18 protein-coding genes and 2 tRNA genes are annotated in these 23447 nt (G+C 54.8%); 14 read left to right on the top strand and 6 right to left on the bottom strand.

The genetic code is table 11. The annotated features are described in order from the left end of the window. The first annotated feature begins 33 nt into the window (after positions 1-33). Together LX66_RS26185 and LX66_RS26180 are read left to right on the top strand one after the other, a co-directional pair. Entirely contained in the window at positions 34-576 is a 543-nt protein-coding gene (locus tag LX66_RS26185) for a DUF2975 domain-containing protein (protein ID WP_145719046.1), read from the top strand. A gap of 3 nt (positions 577-579) precedes the next feature. Continuing rightward, positions 580-783 (top strand): helix-turn-helix domain-containing protein, encoded by a 204-nt coding sequence (locus LX66_RS26180; protein ID WP_145719044.1) that lies wholly within the window; start codon positions 580-582, stop codon positions 781-783. A 116-nt stretch (positions 784-899) separates the two neighbouring features. Here LX66_RS26180 and LX66_RS26175 read toward each other — a convergent pair whose 3' ends face one another. Both LX66_RS26175 and LX66_RS26170 read right to left on the bottom strand, forming a co-directional pair. Next, positions 900-1412 carry a hypothetical protein gene (locus LX66_RS26175; RefSeq protein WP_145719042.1) on the bottom strand — a complete coding sequence of 171 codons (513 nt, stop codon included), beginning with the start codon at positions 1410-1412 and terminating at the stop codon, positions 900-902. 128 nt (positions 1413-1540) lie between these two features. Then, positions 1541-2128, bottom strand: coding sequence for a Crp/Fnr family transcriptional regulator (locus tag LX66_RS26170; protein ID WP_145719041.1), 588 nt, complete (start codon positions 2126-2128; stop codon positions 1541-1543). A 303-nt stretch (positions 2129-2431) separates the two neighbouring features. On the opposite strand from LX66_RS26170, the gene LX66_RS26165 reads away from it, so the two are divergent. Genes LX66_RS26165 through LX66_RS26155 form a run of 3 tightly spaced genes read left to right on the top strand, consistent with a single transcriptional unit; the run spans position 2432 to position 3686 of the window. Beyond that, positions 2432-2758, top strand: a complete 327-nt coding sequence (locus LX66_RS26165) for an ArsR/SmtB family transcription factor (RefSeq protein WP_145719040.1) — start codon at positions 2432-2434, stop codon at positions 2756-2758. After that, positions 2755-3279 carry an SRPBCC family protein gene (locus tag LX66_RS26160; protein ID WP_145719038.1) on the top strand — a complete coding sequence of 175 codons (525 nt, stop codon included), beginning with the start codon at positions 2755-2757 and terminating at the stop codon, positions 3277-3279. The genes LX66_RS26165 and LX66_RS26160 overlap by 4 nt, the downstream gene beginning before the upstream one ends. Then, entirely contained in the window at positions 3276-3686 is a 411-nt protein-coding gene (locus LX66_RS26155) for a hypothetical protein (protein ID WP_145719036.1), read from the top strand. Before LX66_RS26160 ends, LX66_RS26155 begins: the two co-directional genes overlap by 4 nt. 241 nt (positions 3687-3927) lie before the next feature. Here LX66_RS26155 and LX66_RS26150 read toward each other — a convergent pair whose 3' ends face one another. From LX66_RS26150 to LX66_RS26140, 3 genes are all read right to left on the bottom strand, one after another. Beyond that, entirely contained in the window at positions 3928-4446 is a 519-nt protein-coding gene (locus LX66_RS26150) for a hypothetical protein (RefSeq protein ID WP_145719035.1), read from the bottom strand. Between the two features lie 277 nt (positions 4447-4723). Next, a tRNA-Leu gene (locus LX66_RS26145) sits at positions 4724-4807 on the bottom strand. A gap of 75 nt (positions 4808-4882) precedes the next feature. Then, on the bottom strand, positions 4883-6031 hold the full coding sequence (locus LX66_RS26140; protein WP_145719033.1) for a sensor histidine kinase: 1149 nt from the start codon (positions 6029-6031) through the stop codon (positions 4883-4885). 126 nt (positions 6032-6157) lie between these two features. Here LX66_RS26140 and LX66_RS26135 point away from each other — a divergent pair, with 126 nt between their 5' ends. From LX66_RS26135 to LX66_RS26125, 3 genes are all read left to right on the top strand, one after another. Next, positions 6158-7183: a glycosyltransferase family 2 protein gene (locus LX66_RS26135; RefSeq protein ID WP_145719031.1), complete on the top strand. Its 1026-nt coding sequence runs from the start codon at positions 6158-6160 to the stop codon at positions 7181-7183. A 74-nt stretch (positions 7184-7257) separates the two neighbouring features. Further along, positions 7258-7458 carry a hypothetical protein gene (locus LX66_RS26130; RefSeq protein WP_145719029.1) on the top strand — a complete coding sequence of 67 codons (201 nt, stop codon included), beginning with the start codon at positions 7258-7260 and terminating at the stop codon, positions 7456-7458. Positions 7459-7525: 67 nt separating this feature from the next. After that, a tRNA-Gly gene (locus tag LX66_RS26125) sits at positions 7526-7598 on the top strand. A 53-nt stretch (positions 7599-7651) separates the two neighbouring features. Here LX66_RS26125 and LX66_RS26120 read toward each other — a convergent pair. Further along, entirely contained in the window at positions 7652-11983 is a 4332-nt protein-coding gene (locus LX66_RS26120) for a hybrid sensor histidine kinase/response regulator (RefSeq protein ID WP_145719027.1), read from the bottom strand. 182 nt (positions 11984-12165) lie between these two features. Between LX66_RS26120 and LX66_RS26115 the strand changes: the two genes are divergently transcribed. The 6 genes from LX66_RS26115 (at position 12166) to LX66_RS26095 (ending at position 23439) form a co-directional block, all read left to right on the top strand. Continuing rightward, positions 12166-14598 carry a glycoside hydrolase family 31 protein gene (locus LX66_RS26115; protein ID WP_145719025.1) on the top strand — a complete coding sequence of 811 codons (2433 nt, stop codon included), beginning with the start codon at positions 12166-12168 and terminating at the stop codon, positions 14596-14598. Positions 14599-14693: 95 nt separating this feature from the next. Then, a complete protein-coding gene (locus LX66_RS28555) occupies positions 14694-14816 on the top strand; it encodes a hypothetical protein (protein ID WP_262713229.1) in 123 nt (40 codons plus the stop codon). A gap of 1 nt (position 14817) precedes the next feature. Then, the gene (locus LX66_RS26110; protein WP_145719023.1) at positions 14818-17712 is read left to right on the top strand and encodes an exo-beta-1,4-galactosidase; all 2895 of its coding nucleotides are present in this window, start codon (positions 14818-14820) and stop codon (positions 17710-17712) included. A 21-nt stretch (positions 17713-17733) separates the two neighbouring features. Continuing rightward, the gene (locus tag LX66_RS26105) at positions 17734-20874 is read left to right on the top strand and encodes a SusC/RagA family TonB-linked outer membrane protein (protein WP_145719021.1); all 3141 of its coding nucleotides are present in this window, start codon (positions 17734-17736) and stop codon (positions 20872-20874) included. A 4-nt stretch (positions 20875-20878) separates the two neighbouring features. Continuing rightward, positions 20879-22369: a RagB/SusD family nutrient uptake outer membrane protein gene (locus LX66_RS26100; RefSeq protein ID WP_145719019.1), complete on the top strand. Its 1491-nt coding sequence runs from the start codon at positions 20879-20881 to the stop codon at positions 22367-22369. 14 nt (positions 22370-22383) lie between these two features. After that, entirely contained in the window at positions 22384-23439 is a 1056-nt protein-coding gene (locus tag LX66_RS26095) for a glycoside hydrolase family protein (RefSeq protein WP_145719017.1), read from the top strand. Positions 23440-23447: the final 8 nt, after the last annotated feature.

The raw sequence follows: 23447 nt of genomic DNA, 5'->3' as shown, positions 1-23447 counted from the left end.
ATTTCGCGTTGTTTACTTTTAAAACAAACCTTTATGGAAATCAAGATCAGCGCCAGGCAAATGCTTAAAATATTGTATGTCCTCTCCTGGATCATATTTATAGGTGTGTGTATTGAGGCGGGCAGCTTTGTCTTCAATGCCTTCTTTACATTGGTGATCAACCCCGTCAATGCCAGCTATTTCAACTTGTCGGGTCTTTATGCATACGACCCCGGGCATTTTGCGGTGATGTTACTGCTGATGTGGATTGTAACGGTATTGAAAGCCTGCATGTTTTACCTGATCGTAAAGATCCTGGAGGATAAAAAGCTGGATCTGGCGCAGCCTTTCAATAAAGCAACGGGGCGTTTTATATCCGGCATATCCTACCTGGCTGTAGGAACGGGCCTGTTCTCATGCTGGGGGATTAAATATGCCGCATGGCTGGTGAAGCAAGGGGTGCAGATGCCCGATGCGCAGCAATTACGGCTGGGAGGGGCGGATGTCTGGTTGTTTATGGGCATTACGCTGCTGGTGATCGCGCAGATCTTTAAAAGGGGGATTGAACTGCAAACCGAAAACGAATTAACCATATAAGCAATGCCGATAATTGTGAACCTGGATGTCATGATGGCAAAACGGAAAATGTCATTGAACGAGCTTTCTGAAAAGGTAGACATCACGCTCTCCAACCTGTCCATTCTAAAAACAGGAAAAGCAAAGGCGGTACGATTCAGCACATTGGAAGCGATCTGTAAAGCGCTGGACTGCCAGCCAGGTGATATACTGGAGTACAGACCATAGTCCCGGCTCCCCAGAACCGGGACTACCCCGGAAAGCGGGTCAGAATGTTGCTTCCGGGGGTCTAAGAAATTGTTCACTGCTTTCCTTCACCCGTGGAGAGCAGCACTACAGGTGTTTTATTTGACAAGCGCGTTGTCTCCTGGTGATTTTTTATTACTTCTTTTTTGCAGAATAAACTGATAAACCGAACCTGCAAGAAACAGGATGAAAATTATCAACAGGGTTTTTCCTATTACCGGGTCGCTGCTGCTTTTAGCCAAAGGGTTCCCGACCGGAACACGGGTCAGCGTCTCGTTAACGGTAGGAACCATAGACAGGAAAAAACTGAAAGACAGGAGAAAGTTTTCGAAATACCGGGCTTTCTTATGTTGGCCCATTTTGTAATAAAGGGAAAAGGCAATGATAACCAGGATTAAAATCAATAGCGAAAAAAGATGCCCTGCGTTAAAACCTCCATGCTTTGAAAGCCCCCAAACTGTTAATGAAGCTATGATTGTCCCGTAAAAATATACCTTCCCGGATGTTTGCGCAAGATTGATCCTGGCATGCTTTACAAAAGATATTAATCCTGCTGCAATGGCAATGATACCAATGATGGTATGAAAAATGCCCAAATTCGATAGTCCCATATGCTATTTTTTCTGCAAATTTTTGGAGAAAAAAAATGGGACGCATTCACTTAAGTTAATTTGAAATAACTTTTTTTACACTTGCCCGGTAAAACAAAACGGATGATCCGTTAAATGCTGATGAGGGATCACCGGTTAATTCTCTTACGGATGCGGCTTAGCGAAGGATTGGTGATACCCAGGTAAGAGGATATATGGTAGGCCTGGATACGGTTCACAATATTAGGATGTTCTTCCAGCAATTTAATATAACGCTCTTCATGCGAGTAGAATAGGAATTCTTCCGCCCGGGCCTGGGAATAGTTAAAAAATAATTCGGCCAGCAGCCGCCCGAATTTGCTCCAGTTGAGATGCGTGTCGTATAAACTGCTTAAATCACGGTAGGTGATATATATTATTTCGGAGTCTTCCAGCGCTTCTACAAAGTATACACAGGGATAACGGGTAATGAAGCTCCTGAACGATACAATGAACTGGTTTTCGGAAAAGAAGAAAATATTCTTTTCTTCGTCGGTCACAGGATCATTATAATAGATCCGGAATATTCCTTTCACCACCAGTCCCAGGTCGTTACAGACCACATTCTGCATATTGAAAAAGTCGCCTTTCTTTATTTTACGGGTTTTCCAGTAGGCCCAGCTATCTGAGATGTCTTTGGGCGTAAGTGCTGCAAAGTTTATCAGGTGTTGCTTTAATATTTCATGATGTTCACTCATACACTGGTGTTTTTGAACTATGATGCACCGGGGTGCTGCGCGTTAAAGTTAAAAAATAAGGAGTAAGTAATGCCTTACCGGGGAGCCTGTGTAGGGCTTACCTTAATATGGTGTAAAACTAAAAACGTCATGTAGTTAAACCGACCCCGCACCGGTACCGGGTATGAGCCACCTGTTGGTCAGAATTGATACGCTGCCGGGGTCAGTTTTGGACCATCCCTGGAGACCGGAAAAATTTTTTTTTTAAAAAAAGCTTGCGCAACCAGATAATTGCACGTACATTCGCAATTAAATAGTTGCACAATGGAAGCAAGACGAGATATTTTTCAAGCCATAGCCGACCCGACAAGACGGGCAATTATTGCGCTTATTGCCTTACAAGCAATGACACCGAACGCCATTGCCGAGCATTTTGACTCAACCCGGCAAGCGGTTTCAAAGCATTTACAAATTTTGACAGCGTGCGAATTGGTAACGCAAAAACAACAAGGCAGGGAAATCTACTACCAACTTGAAGTAAACAAAATGAAAGAAATTGACAAATGGCTTAGCCAATTCCGAAAAATTTGGGAAGGCCGTTTTGACCAACTTGACAATGTATTATTAACAATTAAAAACAAGAAAAAATGAACGGTAAATTATTATTTGACTTTGTTGTAAATAAAGAAAACAACACGATTGTAGTAAAACGTGAATTTGCCGCAGACCTTGAATTAGTGTGGAAAGCGTGGACAACAGCAGAATTGTTAGACCAATGGTGGGCGCCTGCCCCTTGCCGTGCAGAAACTAAATCAATGGATTTTCGTGAAGGCGGATATTGGTTGTATTGTATGATTGTTCCCGAAGAAGGCAGTAGTGAAGCTAATCAAGTACATTGGGGAAGACAGGATTTTGAAAAAATTGTGTTGCACAAAAGTTTTTCAGGCACAGATGTTTTTTGCGATGAGAATGGCTATGCAAGTCCAGAACTTCCAAAAGGTAGGTTTGAAAATGTGTTTAGCCAGGAAACTGACGGGAAAACGCTTGTTGTCATTACTTCAACACACAACAGCCTTGAAGAGCTTGAGATGGTAATGGAAATGGGCTTCAAAGAAGGATTTACGGTGTCACTTGAAAATTTAGATAATTTATTATCGACTTTAAAAAAATGAAAAAGGAAACATTAAAAAGTACCGGGGCTGTTATTGCAGGATTTGCAGCATTGGTAATTTTATCAATGGCAACAGACAGCATTTTGGAAAAAACGGGAGTTATGAAAACCGAACCGTTTGACGAAAACCCTGTTTGGTTAATTGCAATAATTGTAGCCTATAGAACGATTTTCAACACAACCGGTTGTTATTTGACTGCGCGACTTGCACCAGGCAAGCCGATGAAGCACGCCATTATTCTTGGAATAATCTGTTTTGTTTTGACCGTTGCGGGACTTGTCGCTATGTGGGAACTTCCTCCACGTTGGTATCCTGTTTCACTTATGGTATTAACTTTGCCTGCTGCGTGGCTTGGTGGAAAAATGGCAGTAAAAAAAGGAAACGATCAAAACCGATCGTTTCCCTAAGTGCAGTTCAGGAGACTCCAATCGAACTCTTTACGAAACTTCTTGTCTTTTTGGATGGCCTAAAAAAGGTATAATTCCCCGGTGGTTTACTGTAGGCATACGTATTTTACGAATTGTGTGGATTATGGTGTTCCCTATTTGTTCCTCAGAAAATGGAAAGGAAAACGCTGAAACAAGGCCAGAACCCACCGCAAATTTTACGAAGGTTTTAGTCTTAGGATTTAATATGCAAAAGCGGTAGTTATCTATTTCTCTCCGGTTCGGGTGAAATATTTTCTTGTTCCATCGAAAATATGACACTTGTGATTTTCCATTCTTTATTTATCTTGACAAGCCCCCAGGATTCTTTTCCCCATAATCCTTTTTTCCCCCCGGCCCAGAAACTAAAGTCAAATGTAACCGAAGCGATGGCGCCGTCTGTATCGATATTAACGTTATAGAACTTCTCTTCTTTTATAGATCCCTTGGTTGTGCTTCTGAACCAAGTTTTATAATCGGCTACTTTGTAATCCAATGCACTACTATCTTTTTCCAGCCTTCTTCGTTGAGTTTTTTCTTTATATACACCTACCCAAGTCACATTTCCCTGATAAAACAGATTGTAAAGACTGACGCTGTCTTTTGTTTTTAGACTATTCATAAAAGTATTCAGCACTTCATTCAATGCTATTTTATCTTTGTCCAGTTCTGACTTGTCCTGAGCGTGTAAGGCATTAAAAACCAAAAAACAAATTCCAATAGTCAAAAATATTTTTTTCATGTGCTGTATATTATTTTAATGATACAACCTTCCTGACTCAACGATTCTGGGTTGTTAGCAATGGTTATTTCCTTTTTAATGAATTAATATATAGAAGAAGGGAATGAAAATTTCCGTCTATATATTATTCTGCTAAGGAGTGTGTACTATAAAAACAAGGTTTATCGAACTCGCGGGGTGCTACCTTTCTTGGCGCATAACTTACGCATAATGAGGGAGAAACATCTCCTTGAGGTAGATGAAAAAAGGGGAAATTTGTCAATTTCCCCCTTAGGTGTGCGGAGGAGGAGATTCGAACTCCCAAGCCCTTTCAGGCACTACCACCTCAAAGTAGCGCGTCTACCAATTTCGCCACCTCCGCAGGTATGAAGTGGTGCAAAAATAATCCGTTTTTGAGAATGTGCAAATTTATTATCCGCTCCCCATCCGCCGCACTCTACTTCCGCAGCACGATCCTGAACGTCGTCCCCTTGCCCACCTCGGACGAACGTACATACAGCCGCCCCTTATGGTATTCCTCTATAATGCGCTTCGCCAGCGACAGGCCCAGCCCCCAGCCCCGTTTCTTGGTGCTGAAGCCCGGTTTGAACACCTTTTCATAATACGGCTTCGGGATGCCCTTGCCCGTATCCGTCACGTCCACCGTTACCTCTGCCGGGTGGTTGGCAATATAAATGTCAATGGTTCCCTTGCCCTCCATGGCGTCCAGCGCGTTCTTCAGCAAGTTTTCCACTACCCAGTCAAACAGCGGGGGGGAGATCATGGCCGGTATGTCCCTCTCCATTGTATGCACGCCGATCTGTACCCGCTGTGGCGCCCGCTTGCGGATGTAGGCCGCCATATGTGATATCTGCTCCACCACGTTCTTCTCCTCCAGGTTGGGCACGCTGCCTATCTTGGAAAAACGGTCCGTGATCAGCTTCAGCCGGTCCACGTCCTTGCCCAGCTCCGTCACCATCGCCGCATTGTCCGGGTTGTCCTTCAGGATCTCCAGCCAGGCTTCCATGGAGGAGAGGGGGGTGCCCAGTTGGTGGGCCGTTTCCTTGGCCAGCCCCACCCATACCAGGTTCTGCGTGGCGCGGTTGGTGGAGGAGAGGGCAAACAGCGTTACCCCGATAAACAGCATCACCACCAGCAACTGTATATAGGGGTAATACCGCACCTGCTTCAGTATCAGGGAGTCCCCGTAGTAAATGTAGTTGTAGATATTGTGCCGCGCGTCTATCTCCATAATGAACGGCGGGTGCTTTTTCTTGAAATTGTCCAGTTGGCCGGGCAGGTAGCCGGGGTCCCGGGCTATCTGTACGGAGTCCAGGTTGCGGCTGTCTATAATATCCCCCGCCTCGTTGGTCAGTATCAGCGGGATGGTGGTATTGGTAGTCACTATTTCCACCGCCAGGTTCAGGTTGGCGTCTGCCGGCGCCTGCAGCAGCTCCCGGTTGGCCTCCACCCAGGTGGCCACTTTCTTGGTCTCTTCCTCCTGTATGCGGCGCGACAGGCTGCTCACAAACCAGATGGTGGCTACAATGATCACCACCGCCATGGATACCAGTACAAACTTCCAGCCGATGTATTGTTTAAACATTTGCAACTAAGTTAATATAATCCCCCGATACTGCAGGCCCGCCCTTTCCCCATACTACCGCATATGCGCTTTTTCCTGTTATATTTGCAGCACAAAAATATTGATCACGCATAAACGAATTTTCTTTTGCCAGTATTGCCATCAGTAGCCGTTGTTATTTTAAACTGGAATGGAAAGGGCTTCCTGGAAAAGTTCCTTCCTTCGGTATGCCGGTCTTCCTATGGCAATCTGCAGTTGTACCTGGCGGACAATGCATCCTCGGATGACAGCGTGGCCTTTGTACAGGAGCATTTCCCGCAGGTAAAGATCATCCGGAACCCGAAGAACAACGGTTTTGCCGGGGGCTACAACCAGGCTTTGCAGCAGGTGCAGGCGGATATTTATGTGCTGCTCAACCAGGACGTAGAGGTGGAGCCAGGCTGGATAGCGCCCGTGGTGGCCCTTATGGAGCAGGATACCCGCATAGCTGCCTGCCAGCCCAAACTGCGCGCCTACAACGACCGGGAGGCCTTTGAATACGCGGGCGCCGCCGGCGGCTGGATGGATATCCTGGGCTACACCTTTTGCCGGGGCCGTATCCTGTACACCACGGAAAAGGATACCGGGCAGTATGACGATGCGCAGGACGTGTTCTGGGCCACCGGGGCCGCCCTGTTCATCCGCGCGCACTGTTTTCATGAAGTAGGTGGTTTTGATGCCGCTTTCTTTGCCCATATGGAAGAGGTGGACCTCTGCTGGCGCCTGCAAAGGGCCGGCTACCGCATCAGCTATTGCCCGCAGTCCCTGGTGTACCACGTGGGCGGCGGCAGCCTGCCGCAGGGCAATCCCCGCAAGCTCTACCTCAATTTCCGGAATAACCTGATGATGCTCTGGAAGAACCTCCATCCGGCGGACCGCTGGATCGTGCTCTCACAGCGCTTTTTCCTCGATCTGCTGGCCGCGCTCAAAAGTCTGGTGGCCGGCAAGCCAAAGGATATGGCCGCCATCATCCGCGCCTACCGCGATTACCGCCGCTGGAAGCGCCGCTACGATGCCGCGCAGGACCAACTGCCCCGCAGAAAGCTGCTGCAGATGACCGGCGTATTCCACGGCATCATGATATGGCGCTACTATTTCCTGGGCCGCAAAAAATTCTCGGAGCTGGAGCGCTGAGCGGTATATATGGATAAATATTGCTTTGATTATTATTTCACATAATGTAAGTTTGCAACGCGAAAAGAAAAATTATGGAACAAAATACGATCGAAAACAAGAGCGATTTTTCCCGTGACTGGGTATCTTCTTCACGTTTCCTGTTTTATGTGAAGATTGCCTGCATCCTGGCTTTCGTACTGGGCGGCTGCTACAATCTCTACAAACATCGCTACCAGGGCAAGCCTGAAGTAGCCGTGCCTGAAAGCACACTCTACAATCCCAAGTATAAATAATTTGGATATTTCAGGGACTTTCTTATTTTTGCAGTCCGAAATTCAAAAACGGGAAAGTTCTTAACCAGCGGAAGTAGCTCATTTGGTAGAGCACGACCTTGCCAAGGTCGGGGTGGCCGGTTCGAGCCCGGTCTTCCGCTCAAAAGATAAAATAAAAAAGGCCGTCTCACCTGGGACGGCCTTTTCTATTTTATTATCCTGCCTTCACCTGCTTCAGATACGCCGAAGGAGGTATCCCGAACTGCGCTTTAAAGCATTTGCTGAAATAGAACGGGTCGTTCATGCCCACCTTGTAGGTGACTTCCGCTACCGTATAATCCCCTGTTTGCAGCAGCGTGGCCGCCTGCTTCAGCCGCACCAGCCGGATGTATTCATTGGGCGAGTAGCCCGTCAGCCCTTTCACTTTTTTGTAGAACAGCGTGCGCCCCAGCTTCATAGCGGCCGCAAATTCATCCACGGAGAATTGCGTATTGTCCAGGTTCTTTTCGATCACCAGGTGCAGCCGGTCCAGGAAACTGCGGTCCGCCGCCTGTTCCGTAATATGCACTTCGAAAAATCCCGGGTCATTGGAAAACCGCTTCCGGATCTTTTCCCGCTGCTCTATCAGCCGGATAATGCGGGTCAGCAGCAGCCGCGTGCTGAAAGGTTTGGTAATATAAGCGTCTGCACCGGCATCCACGCCCTGCAGGTGGTGCTCGTCGGAGCACAGTGCCGTCAGCAGCACAATGGGAATATGGCAGGTCTGGAACTCCTGCCGGATGCGCCGGGTTATTTCAAAGCCGTTCATCTCCGGCAGCATTACATCGCATACCACCAGGTCCGGGCTGCCGGCAATGGCCAGCGCCAGCCCTTCCCGCCCGTTATGCGCCGTTTGCACCTGGAAATAAGGCCCCAGTTGTTCCCCCAGGTAATCGCAGATGTCCGGGTGGTCCTCTATCAGCAGCACCTTGTATCGCGTGGCGGGCGCGGGCAACGTGATCCCTTCCGTGTCCGCTATGTAGCCGGGTTGCAGGGGGCTGCTGCCTGTGCTGCTGTCTGCCGGGGCGGCCAGTTCCGCGGCGGTATAGGCGGTTTTGAACAGCGGCAGGGTCAGCGTAAAGGTCACGCCGGCATCCGGGTTGTTCCGGAACGTAACGCTGCCTTTGTGCAGCATTGCCAGCTCACGGGTCAGCGATAATCCTATGCCCGTGCCCGTAGGAGAGAAGCTGAGCTGGCTGAAACGCTGGAATACCTGCTCACGCCGGCTTTCCGGGATGGAGATGCCCGTGTCGGACACGTGCACCTGCAGGGTGCCTGCCGCTTCGTCCACTTCGGCCCGTACTGTAATGGTGCCGCCGGCAGGGGTGAACTTGTGCGCATTGGAAAGCAGGTTGTACAGCATCTTGTCCAGCTTGGGCTCGTCTATCCACAGGTGGTATTCCGGTACATTGCTTTCAAATACCAGGTGAATGTGCTGCTGCTCCGCCAGGTCGTTAAAGTTGTCGCACAGTTCCTGCAGCAGCGCTATCACAGCCACCTCCTGCACCTGCAGCGGCATGCGCTGGTGCTGTATCTTGCGGAAGTCCAGCAACTGGTCGGCCAGCCGCATCAGCCGCTGCACGTTCTTTTGCATGATGTGCAGGTGCCGCCCTGCCTGCAGCGCGCCGGACCGCCCGCCAGGCAGGTGCTCCATGGCGCTCAGGATGAGCGACAGCGGCGTGCGGAACTCGTGGGAGATATTCGTAAAGAAGTTAAGCTTGTATTCCGTCAGCTCCTTTTCCAGGGCCACGGCATGCTGCAGCCGGAAAATACGCCGCCGCACCAGGTAAATGCCTGCCGCCAGCCCGCCCGCCAGGCACAGGTACAACAGTATTGCGGGGCGGGAGCGCCAGAAGGGAGGCAGCACGGTAATGCGCAGCGCCGCTTCCTGCCGGCTCCAACTGCCGTCATCATTGCTGCCCTTTACCCGGAAGGTATAAGTGCCCGGCGGCAGGTTGCGGTAGGTGGCTACATTGTAGCTACCGGGCGCGTTCCAGGCGTCTTCATAATTTTCCAGTATGTAGGTATATTTGTTCCGCTGCGGGTTGCGGAAGGCCAGGGCGGCAAACTCGATGCTGAACACTTTCTGGCCCGGCGCCAGGGTAATGGCCGGCTCGCTGCCGGCCGGCAGGGGCGCCGGGTGCCCGGCAATGCTGAAGCCCGTCAGCACCACCGGCGCATCATGCCGCCTGCTGCGCATCAGCGAAGGATGGCAACTGTAAAAGCCGTCCATGCTGCCCCACAACTGCTGCCCGTTCCTGCGCCGGCAACAGGCCGCTTCTGCAAAAAGATTGCCCAGCGTGCTGTTGGAAAAATAAAAGATCTCGAAAGTGTGCTGATCCGGGTTAAAACGGGTCAGCCCGTTCTCCGTGCTGATCCACAGCTCGCCCTGCCCGTCTTCCAGGATGCCGTTCACAATATCATGGGAGAGGCCCTGCTGCGCCGTGTAGGTCTGGAAATGGCCGGCCTGTTCGCCCTTTCCGGGCACAAAGCGGCTGATGCCGCCGCCGGAGGTGCCCACCCACAGGCGGCCCTGCCGGTCCTCGCAAAGTATTTTGATCACATTGCTGCCCAGCCCGTTCGGCTGCGCGGGGTCCGAGCGGTAGGCCCGGAATGCGCGCCGGTCCTGCAGCAGCGCTGCCGGGTCAAAGGCCAGCAGCCCGTTGTTGGTGCCGGCCCAGATCTGCCCTTCGCGGTCCTGTAGTAAACAACGTATATCCTTCAGCGTTTCATGCCCGCTGAAAAAGGAACTGAAATGTATGGCCTGGCCGCCTCCGTAGCTGGCCTGGTACAGCCCGGCCCCGAAAGTGCCTACCCACATGCGTTGCTGCCGGTCGGGTAACAGCGCATATACCAGGTTATGCTTGTTGCTGCGGTCGCCGGCGGTCGCCGGCAGGCTGAAGTGCCGGGCCGCCTGTTGCAGCGAGTCCAGGTGCACAATATATAATCCCTGTCCTTTGCTGCCCAGCCATAGATAGCCTTTTGCGTCTTCCGCAATGCAATAGATATTGGGGCTTTGCCCGGGAAACAGGTGGCCCATGGCCCCTATCTTCTCCAGCCGGCTGTTGTACAGGTGCAGGGCCCCGTTCTTGGTGCTGGCCCAGATGCGGCCCCGGCTGTCCTCGAACAGGGTCTTTACAATATTGGCGCTGTAGCGCCGCGGCGTAGTAGTGTCCGGGTAAAAATGCGAGATGGAAAAGGACTGCGGCATCAGCTTGTTCAGCCCCGTATGCTCCGTGCCGGCCCATATCAGCCCGGAGCGGTCCACCAGTACGCTCAGCAGGTAATTGGAGCTAAGTCCGTTGGCCCGGTCTGTGGCGTAGCTGAAATGCTGCAGCGTATCCGTATGCCGGTTGTAGCAGTACAGCCCCCCGCCATAGGTGGTGATCCAGGTGCGCTGCTGCCGGTCCCGGTGAAAGGTGAGACGCCCGTCGTCTATCAACTGCATCACCCGGGGGGGTATCAGCGTAAAGCGCCGGGTGTATTGCTGCCGCAGGTCGTAGTACCATACCTGGCCGGAATGGTTGTTCACCCAGACGCCCAGTGTATCGCTTACCAGGTCGGCCGGCCCGGGGATGGCCTCCCCGAAAACAGTGCTGGCCGGCAGCACCCGCCCGCTATGGGTGTGCAGCACCCAGGCGCCGGACTGCGGGGTGCCCAGCAGCAGTTGTCCTTCCTGCAGCAGGGCCGCGCCGGTTAGCGGCATCGGCCGCTCCATCCGCAGCGCGCCAAAGTGCTGCTGTGCTATGTTAAAACTGTATATGCCGCTCTGGCGGCTCACGAAATAAAGCTGCTCCCGGCCGGCCACCGCTTGTATGAAATCATGCCGCTGCTGCCCGGCGGCCGCCTGCCCGAAAGCGCCGCGAACCCGGCCCTGCGGGTCCAGCCGGTACAGGCCGTTTGTGGTGCCCAGCCATAAATAATGCATGGCATCCTCGAAAATAAAGTTCACCAGCCGCTGCCCCGGCAGGGCGTACTGCTTCGCTGTAAAAGCATGTCCTTCCCGGCGTATGCGCAGGCAGCCCCCGGTATGCCCGTACAGCCAGGTATCGCCCCTGCTGTCCTGGTACACCTGGTCATAGGCCGGCGGCTCCGCCTGCCCGGCATAGGGGATAAACTCCTCCCGGGCCGGGTCAAAGCAGTGGATGCGGCCGTCAAAGGTCTTTACCCAGATAAAGCCGTAGCGGTCCTCGTGCAGCTCCCGGATGCGCGCGTCTGTAATAGAGTGCGGATGCCCGTAGGCCGGCCGGTAAATGATGAATTTCTTCCCGTCGTACCGGTTCAGCCCGTTCAGCGTGCCGATCCAGATAAATCCTTTTTTATCCTGCAGCAGGCAGCGCACGGTGTTCTGGGAAAGGCCGTCATGGGTGGTCAGTTGCTCCAGGCACAGGCCGTTATTAATGGTACGGGTATCAGGGGCAGGGCCATTGCTGGCAAAGGCGGTGAAAGGGAAGGATAGCAGCAGCAGCCGGCTGCAAATGGCAAACAGGCATTTCAGTGATTGCATAACGGAACTTATAATAGGCTACCTGAATTTGACCTTTATTCTCCGGAAATGCATCCTATGCTTTCCCACTGCAGCAGCAGCATGTACATTTTTACAGCATAAAGCCAGTTTTTCCATGTTGCCGCCCTGTTTTTACAGGCATCTTTGCTACGCCTGCATTATTAAATCAACAGGCGGGAATTATGCGGCCGTTCATTTTTACAGGACTGCTATTAGTGTACGCCATCCTGTTAGGTCCCCTGGAGGGACTGGCGCAGGTGGGCAGGTATCAGCAGGGCTTTCACCGGGAAGGGAACATTTTTCATTTTATCACCACCGGGGCGGCGGTGCAATTGGAATTTTGCACCCCGTCCATGTTCAGGGTAAGGGTGAGTCGCAGCAGCGCATTTGCGCCACCCGAGCCCTGGATGGTGGTGCAGTACCAATGGGAGCAGGTGCCGGTACAGGCCGCGGAAACCCCGCAGCAGTTCGAGCTGCGTACAGCCGCCCTCCGGGTGCTGGTTAAGAAAGCGCCTTTTTCCCTGGATGTATATACGACAGATGGCCGCCTGCTGTCCGCAGAGTCCGGCGCTGACGGTAATGGCGCTTTCCTGGCAGGCGATACCGCGGGATGCCGCAAGGCCCTGCAGCCGGACGAGCATTGCTTCGGCTTCGGGGAGCGCATGGATGCCCTGGACCGCCGCGGCAGGAAACTGCGGCTGAATGTAGGCCGGGGCCAGGGCCGCCCGCACATTATCGGCGCTTACAATATACTGGAGGCCAACTACAGCCCCGTGCCCTTTTTCATGAGTACCCGCGGCTACGGCATTTTCCTGCATACGGCTTCCGCTTCGGAATGGGATATGGGGCATACCCACGCAGACCGTTATACGTTCTCCGCCGCCCCCGGCAATGGGGAGCTGGATTATTATTTCATCTACGGTCCCCGCTTTGCCGGCATCCTGGAGCAGTACACCGCCCTTACCGGCCGCCCGCCCCTCATGCCCCTTTTTGCTATGGGCCTGCATGTGGGCACCTACAGCGGCGGCACCTGGGGGCATGAGCAGCATACCTCCGTCAGCTACGTGCTGGCCCTGGCGCGCCGTTTCCGGCAACTGGGCATACCGGTGGATATCCTGTTCCTGGACTCTACCTGGCGCCTCTTTGGCAAGCAGGGCGGCAAAGGGGCCACCACCTTCGAGTGGCGGGAAACTTTCCATAACCCCCGCGCCATGATGGACAGCCTCTATGCCCTCCATTATAATATGGTGGGCCTCCACATCCGTCCCCGGCTGGACAATGGCCGCCATCATCACCTGCTGGACAGTGCGGCGGCATTAGGCTACACCTATCCGGAGGCTGACAACCCCGGCGAGTTCGTCAACTTTTTTGATACCGCCGCTGTCAACTGGTGGTGGAACCATGCTGCCATGAAAGTGGCCGGCATCGGCGCGCGCTTCTTCAAAACGGACGAAGGCAGCGCTTTTGGCCATCCGGCCAATGAAAGCAGCAAGACCGGCCCTACGGACAGCGTAGCGCTGCAGTTGCACAACGTATTTCCCATTGCCTACGCTAAGGCCGCTTATGAAAAGTTTGCCGCCCACAACGGCATGCGCGGCATGAACCATACCCGTGAAGGCTATGCAGGCATCCAGCGCTACCCCTTCATTTTTGCAGGCGACTGGCCCAGTGAGTGGCAATATTTTGGGCCGGTGGTGCAGGCGGGTCTCAACATCGGGCTGTCCGGCGTGGGTTACTGGGCGCATTGCATGGGCGGTTTCGAGCATCCCGCAGATCCCGAGCTGTACATCCGCTGGTGCCAGTTCGGCATGTTCAGCCCCGTGGCCATGGTGTTCGGCATGGACCATCCCGGCTACAAGGAGCCCTGGAATTACGGTAAGGAAGCCCTGGACATTTTCAAGCAGTACGCCCTGCTGCGCTACCGCCTGCTGCCTTACCTCTACAGTCATGCCTATGAGATGTATACTACCGGTAAGCCCCTCATGCGCGCCCTGGTGCTGGACTACCAGGACGATGTGAACACCTATAATATTACGGACCAGTACCTGCTGGGCAGCAGCATCATGGTATGCCCGGTAACGCAGAAAGGCGCGGCCACCCGTATTGTATACCTGCCGGAAGGCCGCTGGGTGGACTACTGGACGGGCAAAAGCTACGCCGGCAAACAATACCTGAACGTACTGGCCCCACTGGATAAAATGCCGCTCTTCATCAGGGCGGGCAGCATCATTCCCACGCAGCCGCCCCTGCAGTATGTAGGCCAGCGCACCGTGGACACGCTCACGCTGGAAATATATCCCGGCGACAGCGCCCGCTGCCGCATTTACGAAGATGATGGCAAAAGCCTGGAATACCGGCAGGGTGTTTTTGCGCTTACGGAGATCAGCAGCCGCACGATGCAGGGCAATATCATCATACAGATGGGTAAGCCCGAAGGCCGCTACCGGAGCCCGGTAAAAAGTTACCGGCTCCGGCTGCACCTGCCGGCGCCTCCAGCAGCCGTAAGCGGCAGCAGTCCCGTTCGCTGGGAATATGATGCCACGGAAAATGTGCTGCTGGTAAGCGGGCTGAGAGCGGGCAGCCGGTTAACCGTCACGAAAGGAGCGGAGGGCTGACGGGGCTGTAGCTGCCGGAATTTACAGGGATTTGTACGATCCTCCATTCCCGCCGCGCGCCGCGGCCGCTAATTTAGCCGGACGAGTTTATGCAGATGAAGCAGCAATTTAACCGGCAGAAAAACCTGGAACGCATTGCGAAGCTGAAAAGGCTGGAAAAGATATTGATCATCACTTTCATCCTTGTTTGTGCCCTCTTGTCTTTTTTCCTGTTATGAAATGAAACTAAAACTCTTACTCGCCGCTTTACTATTCTTCCATAACAGTTACGGCTACACCGGGGAGGATACCATCACGTTGTCAGGCAACTGGCAGTTCCGGGAAGACCCTGCAGACCAGGGCCTGCAGGAAAAATGGTACGCGCAGCGCCTGGGCGGCCGTATCCGCCTGCCCGGCTCCATGCGGGAGAATGGCAAAGGTGGTGAGGTAACCCTGCACACGTTATGGACGGGCAGCATCTATGATAGCTCCTGGTATTTTAATCCCGAAATGGCAAAGTACCGGCGGCCCGGCCGGCTTTGGTTCCCCTTCTGGCTTACGCCGGTAAAATATTACACCGGCCCCGCCTGGTACCAGCGCAGGATCAGTATTCCCGCTGCCTGGAAGGGCCGCCGCGTGGTGCTCACCCTGGAAAGGCCCCACTGGGAAACCACCGTATGGGTGGATGGAAAAGCCGCCGGCATGCAGAACAGCCTTAGCGCTCCCCATGTCTATGACCTGGGCACTGCGCTCACACCCGGGGCCCATACCATCACCATCCGCGTGGATAACCGGGTAAAGGAGATCAATGTAGGCCCGGACTCGCACAGCATTACCGATCACACGCAGGGCAACTGGAACGGCATTACCGGCCGCATGGACCTGGTAGCCGGCGCTAACATATGGCTGGAGGATGTGCAGGTGTACCCGGATGTGGATAACAAACGCATCAGGCTGCGCCTGCAGGTGGTGCAAAAGGGAAATACGCCCCTGGCGGCCAGGGTGCTGCTGGCTGCCAGCAGCTTCAACAGCGCCGTGCCGCATACGCCCCCGCCCCTGCAAAAGCAGGTGACCATCAGCGGGGATACCGCCCTGCTGGAGCTGGTATACCCGATGGGTAACGACCTGCAATTGTGGGATGAGTTCCATCCTGCACTCTACCGCCTCACGGTAACGCTTATACCGGAACATGGAGCGCAGGATAAAAAGCGGGTCAGCTTCGGCATGCGCGCCTTTAAGACCGATGGCCGTCGCTTTACCATCAACGGCCGGCCGCTGTTCCTCCGGGGTACGGTGGAGAACTGCGTATTTCCGCTCACCGGTTATCCCCCCACCAGCGAAGCGGACTGGCTGCGCATTTTCCGCATCGCCCGCGCGTTTGGGCTCAACCATATGCGCTTTCACTCCTGGTGCCCGCCGGAAGCCGCGTTCAAAGCAGCGGACCTTGTCGGGTTTTACCTGCAGCCTGAAGGCCCCAGTTGGGCCAATCACGGTTCCTCCCTGGGCGATGGCGCGCCCATTGACCAATACATCTACGATGAGACCAACCGCATGGCCAAAGCCTACGGCAATTATGCCTCTTTTTGCATGATGGCCTACGGCAACGAGCCAAGAGGCGGTAAACAGGCGCAGTACCTGGGTCGCTTTGTGAACTACTGGAAAGCAAAAGACCCACGGCATGTATATACCGGCGCTTCCGTGGGCATGAGCTGGCCCTGGGTGCCGGAAAGCGAGTTCATCGTGAAGTCAGGCCCCCGCGGCCTCCGCTGGTCTAAACCGCCCGGTACCGCTTTTGATTATTACGACCGCATAAAGGAACAAAAGGCGCCCTACGTGACCCATGAAATGGGCCAGTGGTGCGTATTTCCCGATTTCTCCGAGATACCCGCCTACACCGGCGCATTCCGCGCGCATAACCTGGAGCTGTTCCGCGATCACCTGCAGCGCCATCACCTGGCGTCGCAGGCCCGGCATTTTTTAATGGCTTCCGGCAAACTGCAGGTGCTGTGCTACAAGGCGGAAATAGAAGCGGCCTTCCGCACGCCGGGCCTGGCTGGTTTCCAGCTCCTGTCCCTGAACGATTACCCCGGGCAGGGCACCGCCCTGGTAGGCGTGCTCAATGCTTTCTGGAAAGAAAAAGGATATGTAACAGCGCCGGAATTCCGCCGCTTTTGCGATACGACCGTGCTGCTGGCAAAAATGGATAAGCTGGTGTACACCAGCGGGGAAACGCTGGAGGCCCGCGTAACGGTGGCGCATTTCGGGCAGGGCCCGCTGGCGCAGGTGCAGCCGCAGTGGCAGGTGAAGGATGCCGCCGGCAGGATAGTGGCGCAGGGCCGGCTGCCTGTGCAGGAAGTGCCGCTGGGCGATAATATTTCCCTGGGCGATATCCGCCTGCCCCTGCAGCGTTTTGACACGGCCGCCATGCTTACCCTCGAAATAGGCATCCCGCATACCGCCGTTGCCAATAGCTGGCAGTTTTGGGTATACCCGTCTGCGTTATCCATGCCGGATGCTGCAGGTATATATGTTTGCGATACCCTGGATGCCGCTGCCGTAAAGCGTTTGGAGGAAGGCGGCAAAGTGCTGTTGCTGGCCGCCGGAAAGGTGCAGCGGGGCAGGGAAGTGGTGCAGTCGTTCACCCCCGTTTTCTGGAACACTTCCTGGTTCAAAATGCGGCCCCCGCACACCCTGGGCCTGTACTGCGATCCCGCCCACCCGGCTTTCCGGTACTTCCCTACGGAATATCACAGCAATTACCAGTGGTGGGAGCTGGTGAATGGCGGGCAGGTGATGGACCTGGAAAGCTTCCCGCCCGGTTTCCGCCCCCTGGTGTACAGCATTGACACCTGGTTCCTGAACCGGCGCCTCGCCATGCTGGCAGAGGCCCGCATTGGCAGGGGCCGGCTGCTGCTGTGCAGCATGGACATCAGCCATGAGCTGCAGCAGCGCCCCGCAGCCAGGCAGTTGCGGTATAGCCTGCTCCGTTATATGCAGTCGGAGGATTTTCATCCGCCGGATGAATTACCGCTGGCTGCTGTACAGGATATTTTCACGCCGCCCGCCCGCCCGGCATTTAACCCGTATACAAAAGGCAGCCCGGACGAGCTGAAGCCGAAGAAACAAGCGAATTGATATTAAAAAAACTGTTCCACGATGAAGTATATTTTATACCGCAGGTTGATCTGCTGCGCCCTCTTGCTGTTGCAGCATTTTTACAGCCATGCTTTTCAATCCGGCCCGGATATCAGCGGCCGCGTACTGGATGCGCAGGACAGGACACCCCTCCCCGGCGTGAACGTGCGTATAAAAGGCAGTAACAATGGCGTGGCCACCGGCGCGGATGGCCGCTTTACCCTGCCTGCAGCGCAGGGCGCCGTGCTGGTATTTACTTATGTAGGCTATGAAACAAAGGAAGTAACGGTAACAAGTACACGCAATATGACCGTGCCCCTCAGCAAAAGCAACCAGGACCTGAACGAAGTGCTGGTAGTGGGCTATGGTACGCAAAAGAAGGCCAATGTGACCGGCGCCATCGCCACCCTCAATGCGCAGCACCTGGATGAGCGGCCCATTGCGCGGGTAGACCAGGCGCTGGTAGGGCAGATGGCAGGGGTGCAGGTAAAGCAGACCAGCGGTGCGCCCGGCAAGGGCTTCCAGGTAAAAGTGCGCGGCACCGGTTCCATCAACGCCGGCACAGAGCCCCTGTACGTGATAGACGGTTTTCCGCTGGATGTGTCCAGTCCCAGCGCCAGCGGCAACTTTGCCCAGGGCTCCGCGCTGGATAATATCAACCCCAATGACATTGCCTCTATACAGGTGCTGAAAGATGCTTCGGCGGCCGCTATCTACGGCTCCCGGGCGGCCAACGGCGTGGTGATCATTACCACCAGGTCCGGGAAGTCCGGCCGCAACCGCATGGAGTTCAATACCTACGTGGGCTGGCAGGAAACCGTTAAAAAGATCGATATGCTCTCCGCGGAAGAATGGATAGACCGCGCCCGGGAGATCATTGATTATAACTATGTGAACCCGGCCCTGGGCCGCCTGGCGTCGGACAACCCGCAGGTAAGGCGCGAAAAGCTGGGCGGCTTTGATTTTACCCGGATATATGATGAGCGCTGGTACCAGCCGGGACATCCCGGCCTGCGCTTTGTGAACTGGCAGGATGAGCTGTTCCGCAAAGGCCTGGTGCAAAGCTACCAGTTGGCCGCCTCCGGTGGCACGGATAGGATCACCTACCGCATTTCCGGCGATTATCTCAACCAGGAAGGTATTGTGATCCATACCGGGTATAAAAGATATTCCTTCCGTTCCAACGTGAACCTGAAAGCGAATGAGCGCATTAACCTGGGGCTCAACATCGCCACATCCTATAGCGCCGTTACTGATCCCGGCGCAGAAGGAAAGGACCAGCAGTTGCACAAGGCCGTGAGCGCCACCCCCATCGTGGAGGACAGCGTAGGGCTGGAAACCGGTGTGGTGCCCAACCCACGCTATGCCTGGGCCAGCTCCACCGTCAGCCCCGTAGCCGTGCTGCGGGAGCAGATGGGAGAGGAGCGCAGCCTGCGCACCCTGGGCAGCTTTTACGGCGATTACCGCATACTGGACGGGCTGGTGCTGAAAGCCACCCTCAACCTGGACAATACCGATTACCGCCGCAAATATTTTTCACCCAGCATCATCCGCAATGGCAATCCCGGCAGCGGTTCTTCCCACACCTACCGCAAGACCACGCTGGTGAACGAGAACACGTTGTCCTACAACAAACGCCTCGGCAATCATGATATAGCCGCGGTGGCGGGCTATGCCTATAACCAGACCAATTTCGAAGAGGCCCGCATCGGCGGCTCCAACTACAGTACGGACGATATCTATACGCTTAACGGCGCTACTACCCTCACACTATCAGGAACGTATACACGCGAAACAAAGAACGTGCTCATCTCCTGGTTTGGCAGGGTACAGTACGGCTACCGCGACAAATACCTGTTGTCCGCCTCCATTCGCCGCGACGGCTCCTCCCGCTTCGGCAACAATACCAAATGGGGCGTGTTCCCCGCCGTATCTGCCGGCTGGCGCATACTGGAAGAACCTTTCATGAAAGGGTTGCGCAATGTGAGCGAGCTGAAGCTGCGCGCCAGTTGGGGCCACTCCGGCAATAACAATATCGGCGACTTCAGCCAGTCGGCCCTGCTTGGCTTTGCCAACTATGTGCTGGGCACCGGCGAAGGCGCACTGGTAAAAGGGCAGGTGCCTTCCAACATTCCCAACCCGGACCTGGGCTGGGAAAAATCCGAGACCATTGATGCCGGCCTGGACCTGGGCCTGTTCGACAACCGCATTTACGCCTCTTTTGATTATTACCGCAAGCTGAACACGGACCTGTTGCTGAGCATCCCCGTGGCGGCCGTTACCGGTTTCAGCACGGCCATTACCAACATCGGCCAGGTGGAGAACAAGGGCTGGGAGCTGGAGCTGTCTACCCGCAACCTCACCGGGGCACTCGGGTGGAGCACCAGCATCAACTTCAGCCATAATGCCAACAAGGTGCTGCAACTGGGCCCCAATAACACGCCCATCATTTACGGTAATTTCGATAACATGGGCCATCACATCACCACCGTAGGGCAACCTATCGGCGCCTTCTATGTGATAGAAGCCATCGGTGTGCTGAAAACCGCGGAGGAAGCGGCTTCCAGCGCTATCATCACCGGGGAGGAAGCCGGCGATCCCAAATACCGCGATGCCAACGGCGACAAGGTGATCGATGTGAACGACGCGGTGATCATGGGGCAGCCGGACCCTAAATATGTATGGGGCATTACCAACAATTTCACCTACAAGGGGTTTGATTTCAGCTTCCTGTTCCAGGGGCAGTGGGGCAACAAGATCTACTCTACCTTTGGCCGCGCCATTGACCGGCAGGGCAGCGGCGTGTCGGACAATTCGCTGGGCATCTGGGCCAACCGCTGGCGCTCCGAGGCAGATCCCGGGAACGGCATCGTGCCCAAGGCCTGGCCCATCAGGTATGGCCGCCTCAAGGATTCCCGCTGGCTGTACAATGCGGCTTACATCCGCTTGAGAACGGTTACGCTGGGTTATGACCTGGCCCGCCTGCTGAAGCATATTCCCGGCGTCAACGGCGGCAGGATCTATCTGTCCGCAGAGAACGCCTGGGGAAAGGATTACTACGATGGCGGCTTCAACCCGGAAGCCATCAACGATTCCGGCGACGACTACGGCGCCTTCCCCCTGGCAAAATCATTCGTTTTAGGTCTTAACATCTCATTCTGATCATATGCAGGCAATCATCAAAAAAATATACCTGGCGGCGCTGCTGTTCCTCCTGGGCAGTTGCGCCAGCAAACTGGAAGTAAACCCGATCTCCGATCCCAGCGTGGACAATTTTTACCGCAACCAGCAGGATTTTGAGCAGGCGATAAACGGGGCGTACAACGGGCTGTCCGCCTACCCGCTGCGGCATTTCTTTTTGTCGGAAGTAAGGTCGGATAATATGTACGTGCCCGGTGAAGGCGGCACCTATGACTGGAACCCGGTCAACAATTTTACGCTGAACGCCTCCAACACGCTGATGTCCGGCGCCTGGAGCGACTGCTACACTACTATCATGCGCTGCAACGCCGTGCTGGATAATATTAATGAGCAGAAAGTGCCGGACGAGGCCATCCGTAATCAGTTCACGGGCGAGGCCCGCTTTATCCGCGCCCTCATGTACTTTGACCTGGTGCGCTTTTTCGGCGCCGTGCCTGAGATCGAACACCTGGTAAGCGCCACGGAAGCACAGGGCATCGGCCGCACGCCCGTGCCGGAAATATACGACCTCATTATCCAGGACCTGCAGGCGGCCGCGCAACTGCTGCCGCCTTCCTACGCCGGGGCAGCCAAGGGCCGCGCTACCAGCTATGCCGCCAGGGGGATACTGGCCAGGGTGTACCTTACCCGCTCCGGCCCGGTGCTGCTGGAAAAGGGACCGGTGCTCAACAGTAATGAATATACGAATGCGCGCGACCTGCTGCAGGAGATCATCAGCAGCGGGCAGTATGCCTTTATCAACGATTATGCGCAATTGTTCAGTTACGACAACGAAAATAACAGCGAATCCGTTTTCGAGGTGCAGTTCAAGAGCGGCGGTACCGGCACCGGTACGGTGATGCCGGCGGAAATGCTGCCCGGCAGCTACATGCGGGCCGCTAAAATACCCGTGGCCGGCGGCAATGATTTCAAATTTGTATCCGGCGACCTGCTGGACAGCTATCCTGCGGAAGACAAGCGCCTGGCCTTTAACATACTGCAGGGGTTTGTGGATGAGAACGGCAACTTCGTGAATCAAAATTATTTCAAAAAGTTCCTGGACCCCAAACGCTATGGCGTGGACCTGCGGGACTGGGGCATTAACCAGCCGGTGCTGCGCTATACGGATGTGCTGCTCATGTACGCGGAAACCCTGCTGCACACCGGCGGCAGCCAGGCCATCGTGGACAGCCTGGTGAACAAAGTGCGCGGCCGCGCAGGATTGCCGCCCCTCAGCGGCGTAACCATAGACCAGCTCATGGAAGAGCGCCGCCTGGAATTTGCGGCCGAAGGCCTGCGCTGGCACGACCTGGTGCGCACCGGCAGGGTAATAGCCGTGATGAACGCCTGGATAGTGCAGGAAGACGAGAAGCAGGTCATGAAACCCATGCAGGCGGAATATATTTTGTACCCCATACCGCAAACGGAGATCAACATTAAACCGGGATTGTATGAGCAGAATGCCGGCTACAATTAGTAATTTAAATAACGATGAACAGAAGGGCATTTATCACAGGCATGGGCGCATCATTCCTGTTCAGCAGGCTAAGCGCTTTCGGGAGCAGCGAAGACCCGGTGTCCGCTTTTTGTAAACGCCTGCAGCCGGTAGGGCGCGCGCTGGAAATGAAAGACTGGTACGTGTGGTGTAACAGCCCCTTGCTGGGGCCGGATGGCAAGGTGCACGTATTCTTTTCCCGCTGGCCTGCAGCCCGCGGCATGGGTGGCTGGATCAATTGTTCGGAGATTGCGCATGCAGTCGCCGACGACCCGGAATCGCCTTTCGAATTTGTGCAGACGGTGCTGTCGCCCCGCGGCCCGGGGCACTGGGATGCCACTACCTGCCACAACCCTCACATTCAGAAGATCGGCGACCGCTATTACCTTTTTTATATGGGCAATTCCAACGGCCGCACCAATACCAAGCGTGTAGGCCTGGCCGTGGCAGACTCACCTTTTGGCCCCTGGCGGCGCGGTGAGCAACCTTTGCTGGAAGCCGGCCCCAGCGGCGCCTGGGACGATCACTGTACTACCAACCCCTCCCTGGTACAGCACCCCAATGGCCAGTACTGGTTGTATTACAAGTCCTGGAACACGGCGGACTATGAGCAGCAGAAAGGCCCCATCCGCGGTAACCGCAAGTATGGCCTGGCAATTGCGGACAAGCCGGAAGGGCCTTATCGAAAATATGAGGACAACCCGGTCATTGATTTCTCCCACCTGGGCAACAACACGCAGCTGGAAGACGCTTTTGCCTGGTACGGGCAGGACCGCTTTAACATGCTGGCCCGGGATATGGGGGTGTTCAGCCATAAAGCAGGGCTGTACATGGATGCGAAGGACGGCCTGCACTGGTCTGACCCTTCCATTGCCTACTACGATGCCGCGCATTACATACAGGAGCCGCCGCCGGCCCCGCACCTCAAACGTTATGGCCGCTTTGAGCGACCGCAGTTGCTGATGAAGGACGGCAAGCCCGCCTATATGTTCACCGCTGCCCAGGGCGGACGGTATATGACCGCTTCCGCTTTTATATTCAGGATAAAATAACGACCACC

Origin of the sequence: Chitinophaga japonensis, from assembly GCF_007830125.1 — a bacterium.
Classification (GTDB): Bacteria; Bacteroidota; Bacteroidia; order Chitinophagales; family Chitinophagaceae; genus Chitinophaga; species Chitinophaga japonensis.
Note: the sequence above shows the minus strand (reverse complement) of the source record. Positions and strands in the feature narration are given on the sequence as shown.

Excerpts from the sequence above, each read along its gene's own strand:
- LX66_RS26110 (WP_145719023.1), top strand. The coding sequence starts at position 14,818 with ATGAAACTAAAACTCTTACTCGCCGCTTTACTATTCTTCCATAACAGT.
- LX66_RS26130 (WP_145719029.1), top strand. The coding sequence starts at position 7,258 with ATGGAACAAAATACGATCGAAAACAAGAGCGATTTTTCCCGTGACTGG.
- LX66_RS26100 (WP_145719019.1), top strand. The coding sequence starts at position 20,879 with ATGCAGGCAATCATCAAAAAAATATACCTGGCGGCGCTGCTGTTCCTC.
- LX66_RS26165 (WP_145719040.1), top strand. The coding sequence starts at position 2,432 with ATGGAAGCAAGACGAGATATTTTTCAAGCCATAGCCGACCCGACAAGA.
- LX66_RS26140 (WP_145719033.1), bottom strand. The coding sequence starts at position 6,031 with ATGTTTAAACAATACATCGGCTGGAAGTTTGTACTGGTATCCATGGCG.
- LX66_RS28555 (WP_262713229.1), top strand. The coding sequence starts at position 14,694 with ATGAAGCAGCAATTTAACCGGCAGAAAAACCTGGAACGCATTGCGAAG.
- LX66_RS26160 (WP_145719038.1), top strand. The coding sequence starts at position 2,755 with ATGAACGGTAAATTATTATTTGACTTTGTTGTAAATAAAGAAAACAAC.
- LX66_RS26185 (WP_145719046.1), top strand. The coding sequence starts at position 34 with ATGGAAATCAAGATCAGCGCCAGGCAAATGCTTAAAATATTGTATGTC.
- LX66_RS26155 (WP_145719036.1), top strand. The coding sequence starts at position 3,276 with ATGAAAAAGGAAACATTAAAAAGTACCGGGGCTGTTATTGCAGGATTT.
- LX66_RS26175 (WP_145719042.1), bottom strand. The coding sequence starts at position 1,412 with ATGGGACTATCGAATTTGGGCATTTTTCATACCATCATTGGTATCATT.
- LX66_RS26115 (WP_145719025.1), top strand. The coding sequence starts at position 12,166 with ATGCGGCCGTTCATTTTTACAGGACTGCTATTAGTGTACGCCATCCTG.
- LX66_RS26120 (WP_145719027.1), bottom strand. The coding sequence starts at position 11,983 with ATGCAATCACTGAAATGCCTGTTTGCCATTTGCAGCCGGCTGCTGCTG.
- LX66_RS26095 (WP_145719017.1), top strand. The coding sequence starts at position 22,384 with ATGAACAGAAGGGCATTTATCACAGGCATGGGCGCATCATTCCTGTTC.
- LX66_RS26105 (WP_145719021.1), top strand. The coding sequence starts at position 17,734 with ATGAAGTATATTTTATACCGCAGGTTGATCTGCTGCGCCCTCTTGCTG.
- LX66_RS26180 (WP_145719044.1), top strand. The coding sequence starts at position 580 with ATGCCGATAATTGTGAACCTGGATGTCATGATGGCAAAACGGAAAATG.
- LX66_RS26170 (WP_145719041.1), bottom strand. The coding sequence starts at position 2,128 with ATGAGTGAACATCATGAAATATTAAAGCAACACCTGATAAACTTTGCA.
- LX66_RS26150 (WP_145719035.1), bottom strand. The coding sequence starts at position 4,446 with ATGAAAAAAATATTTTTGACTATTGGAATTTGTTTTTTGGTTTTTAAT.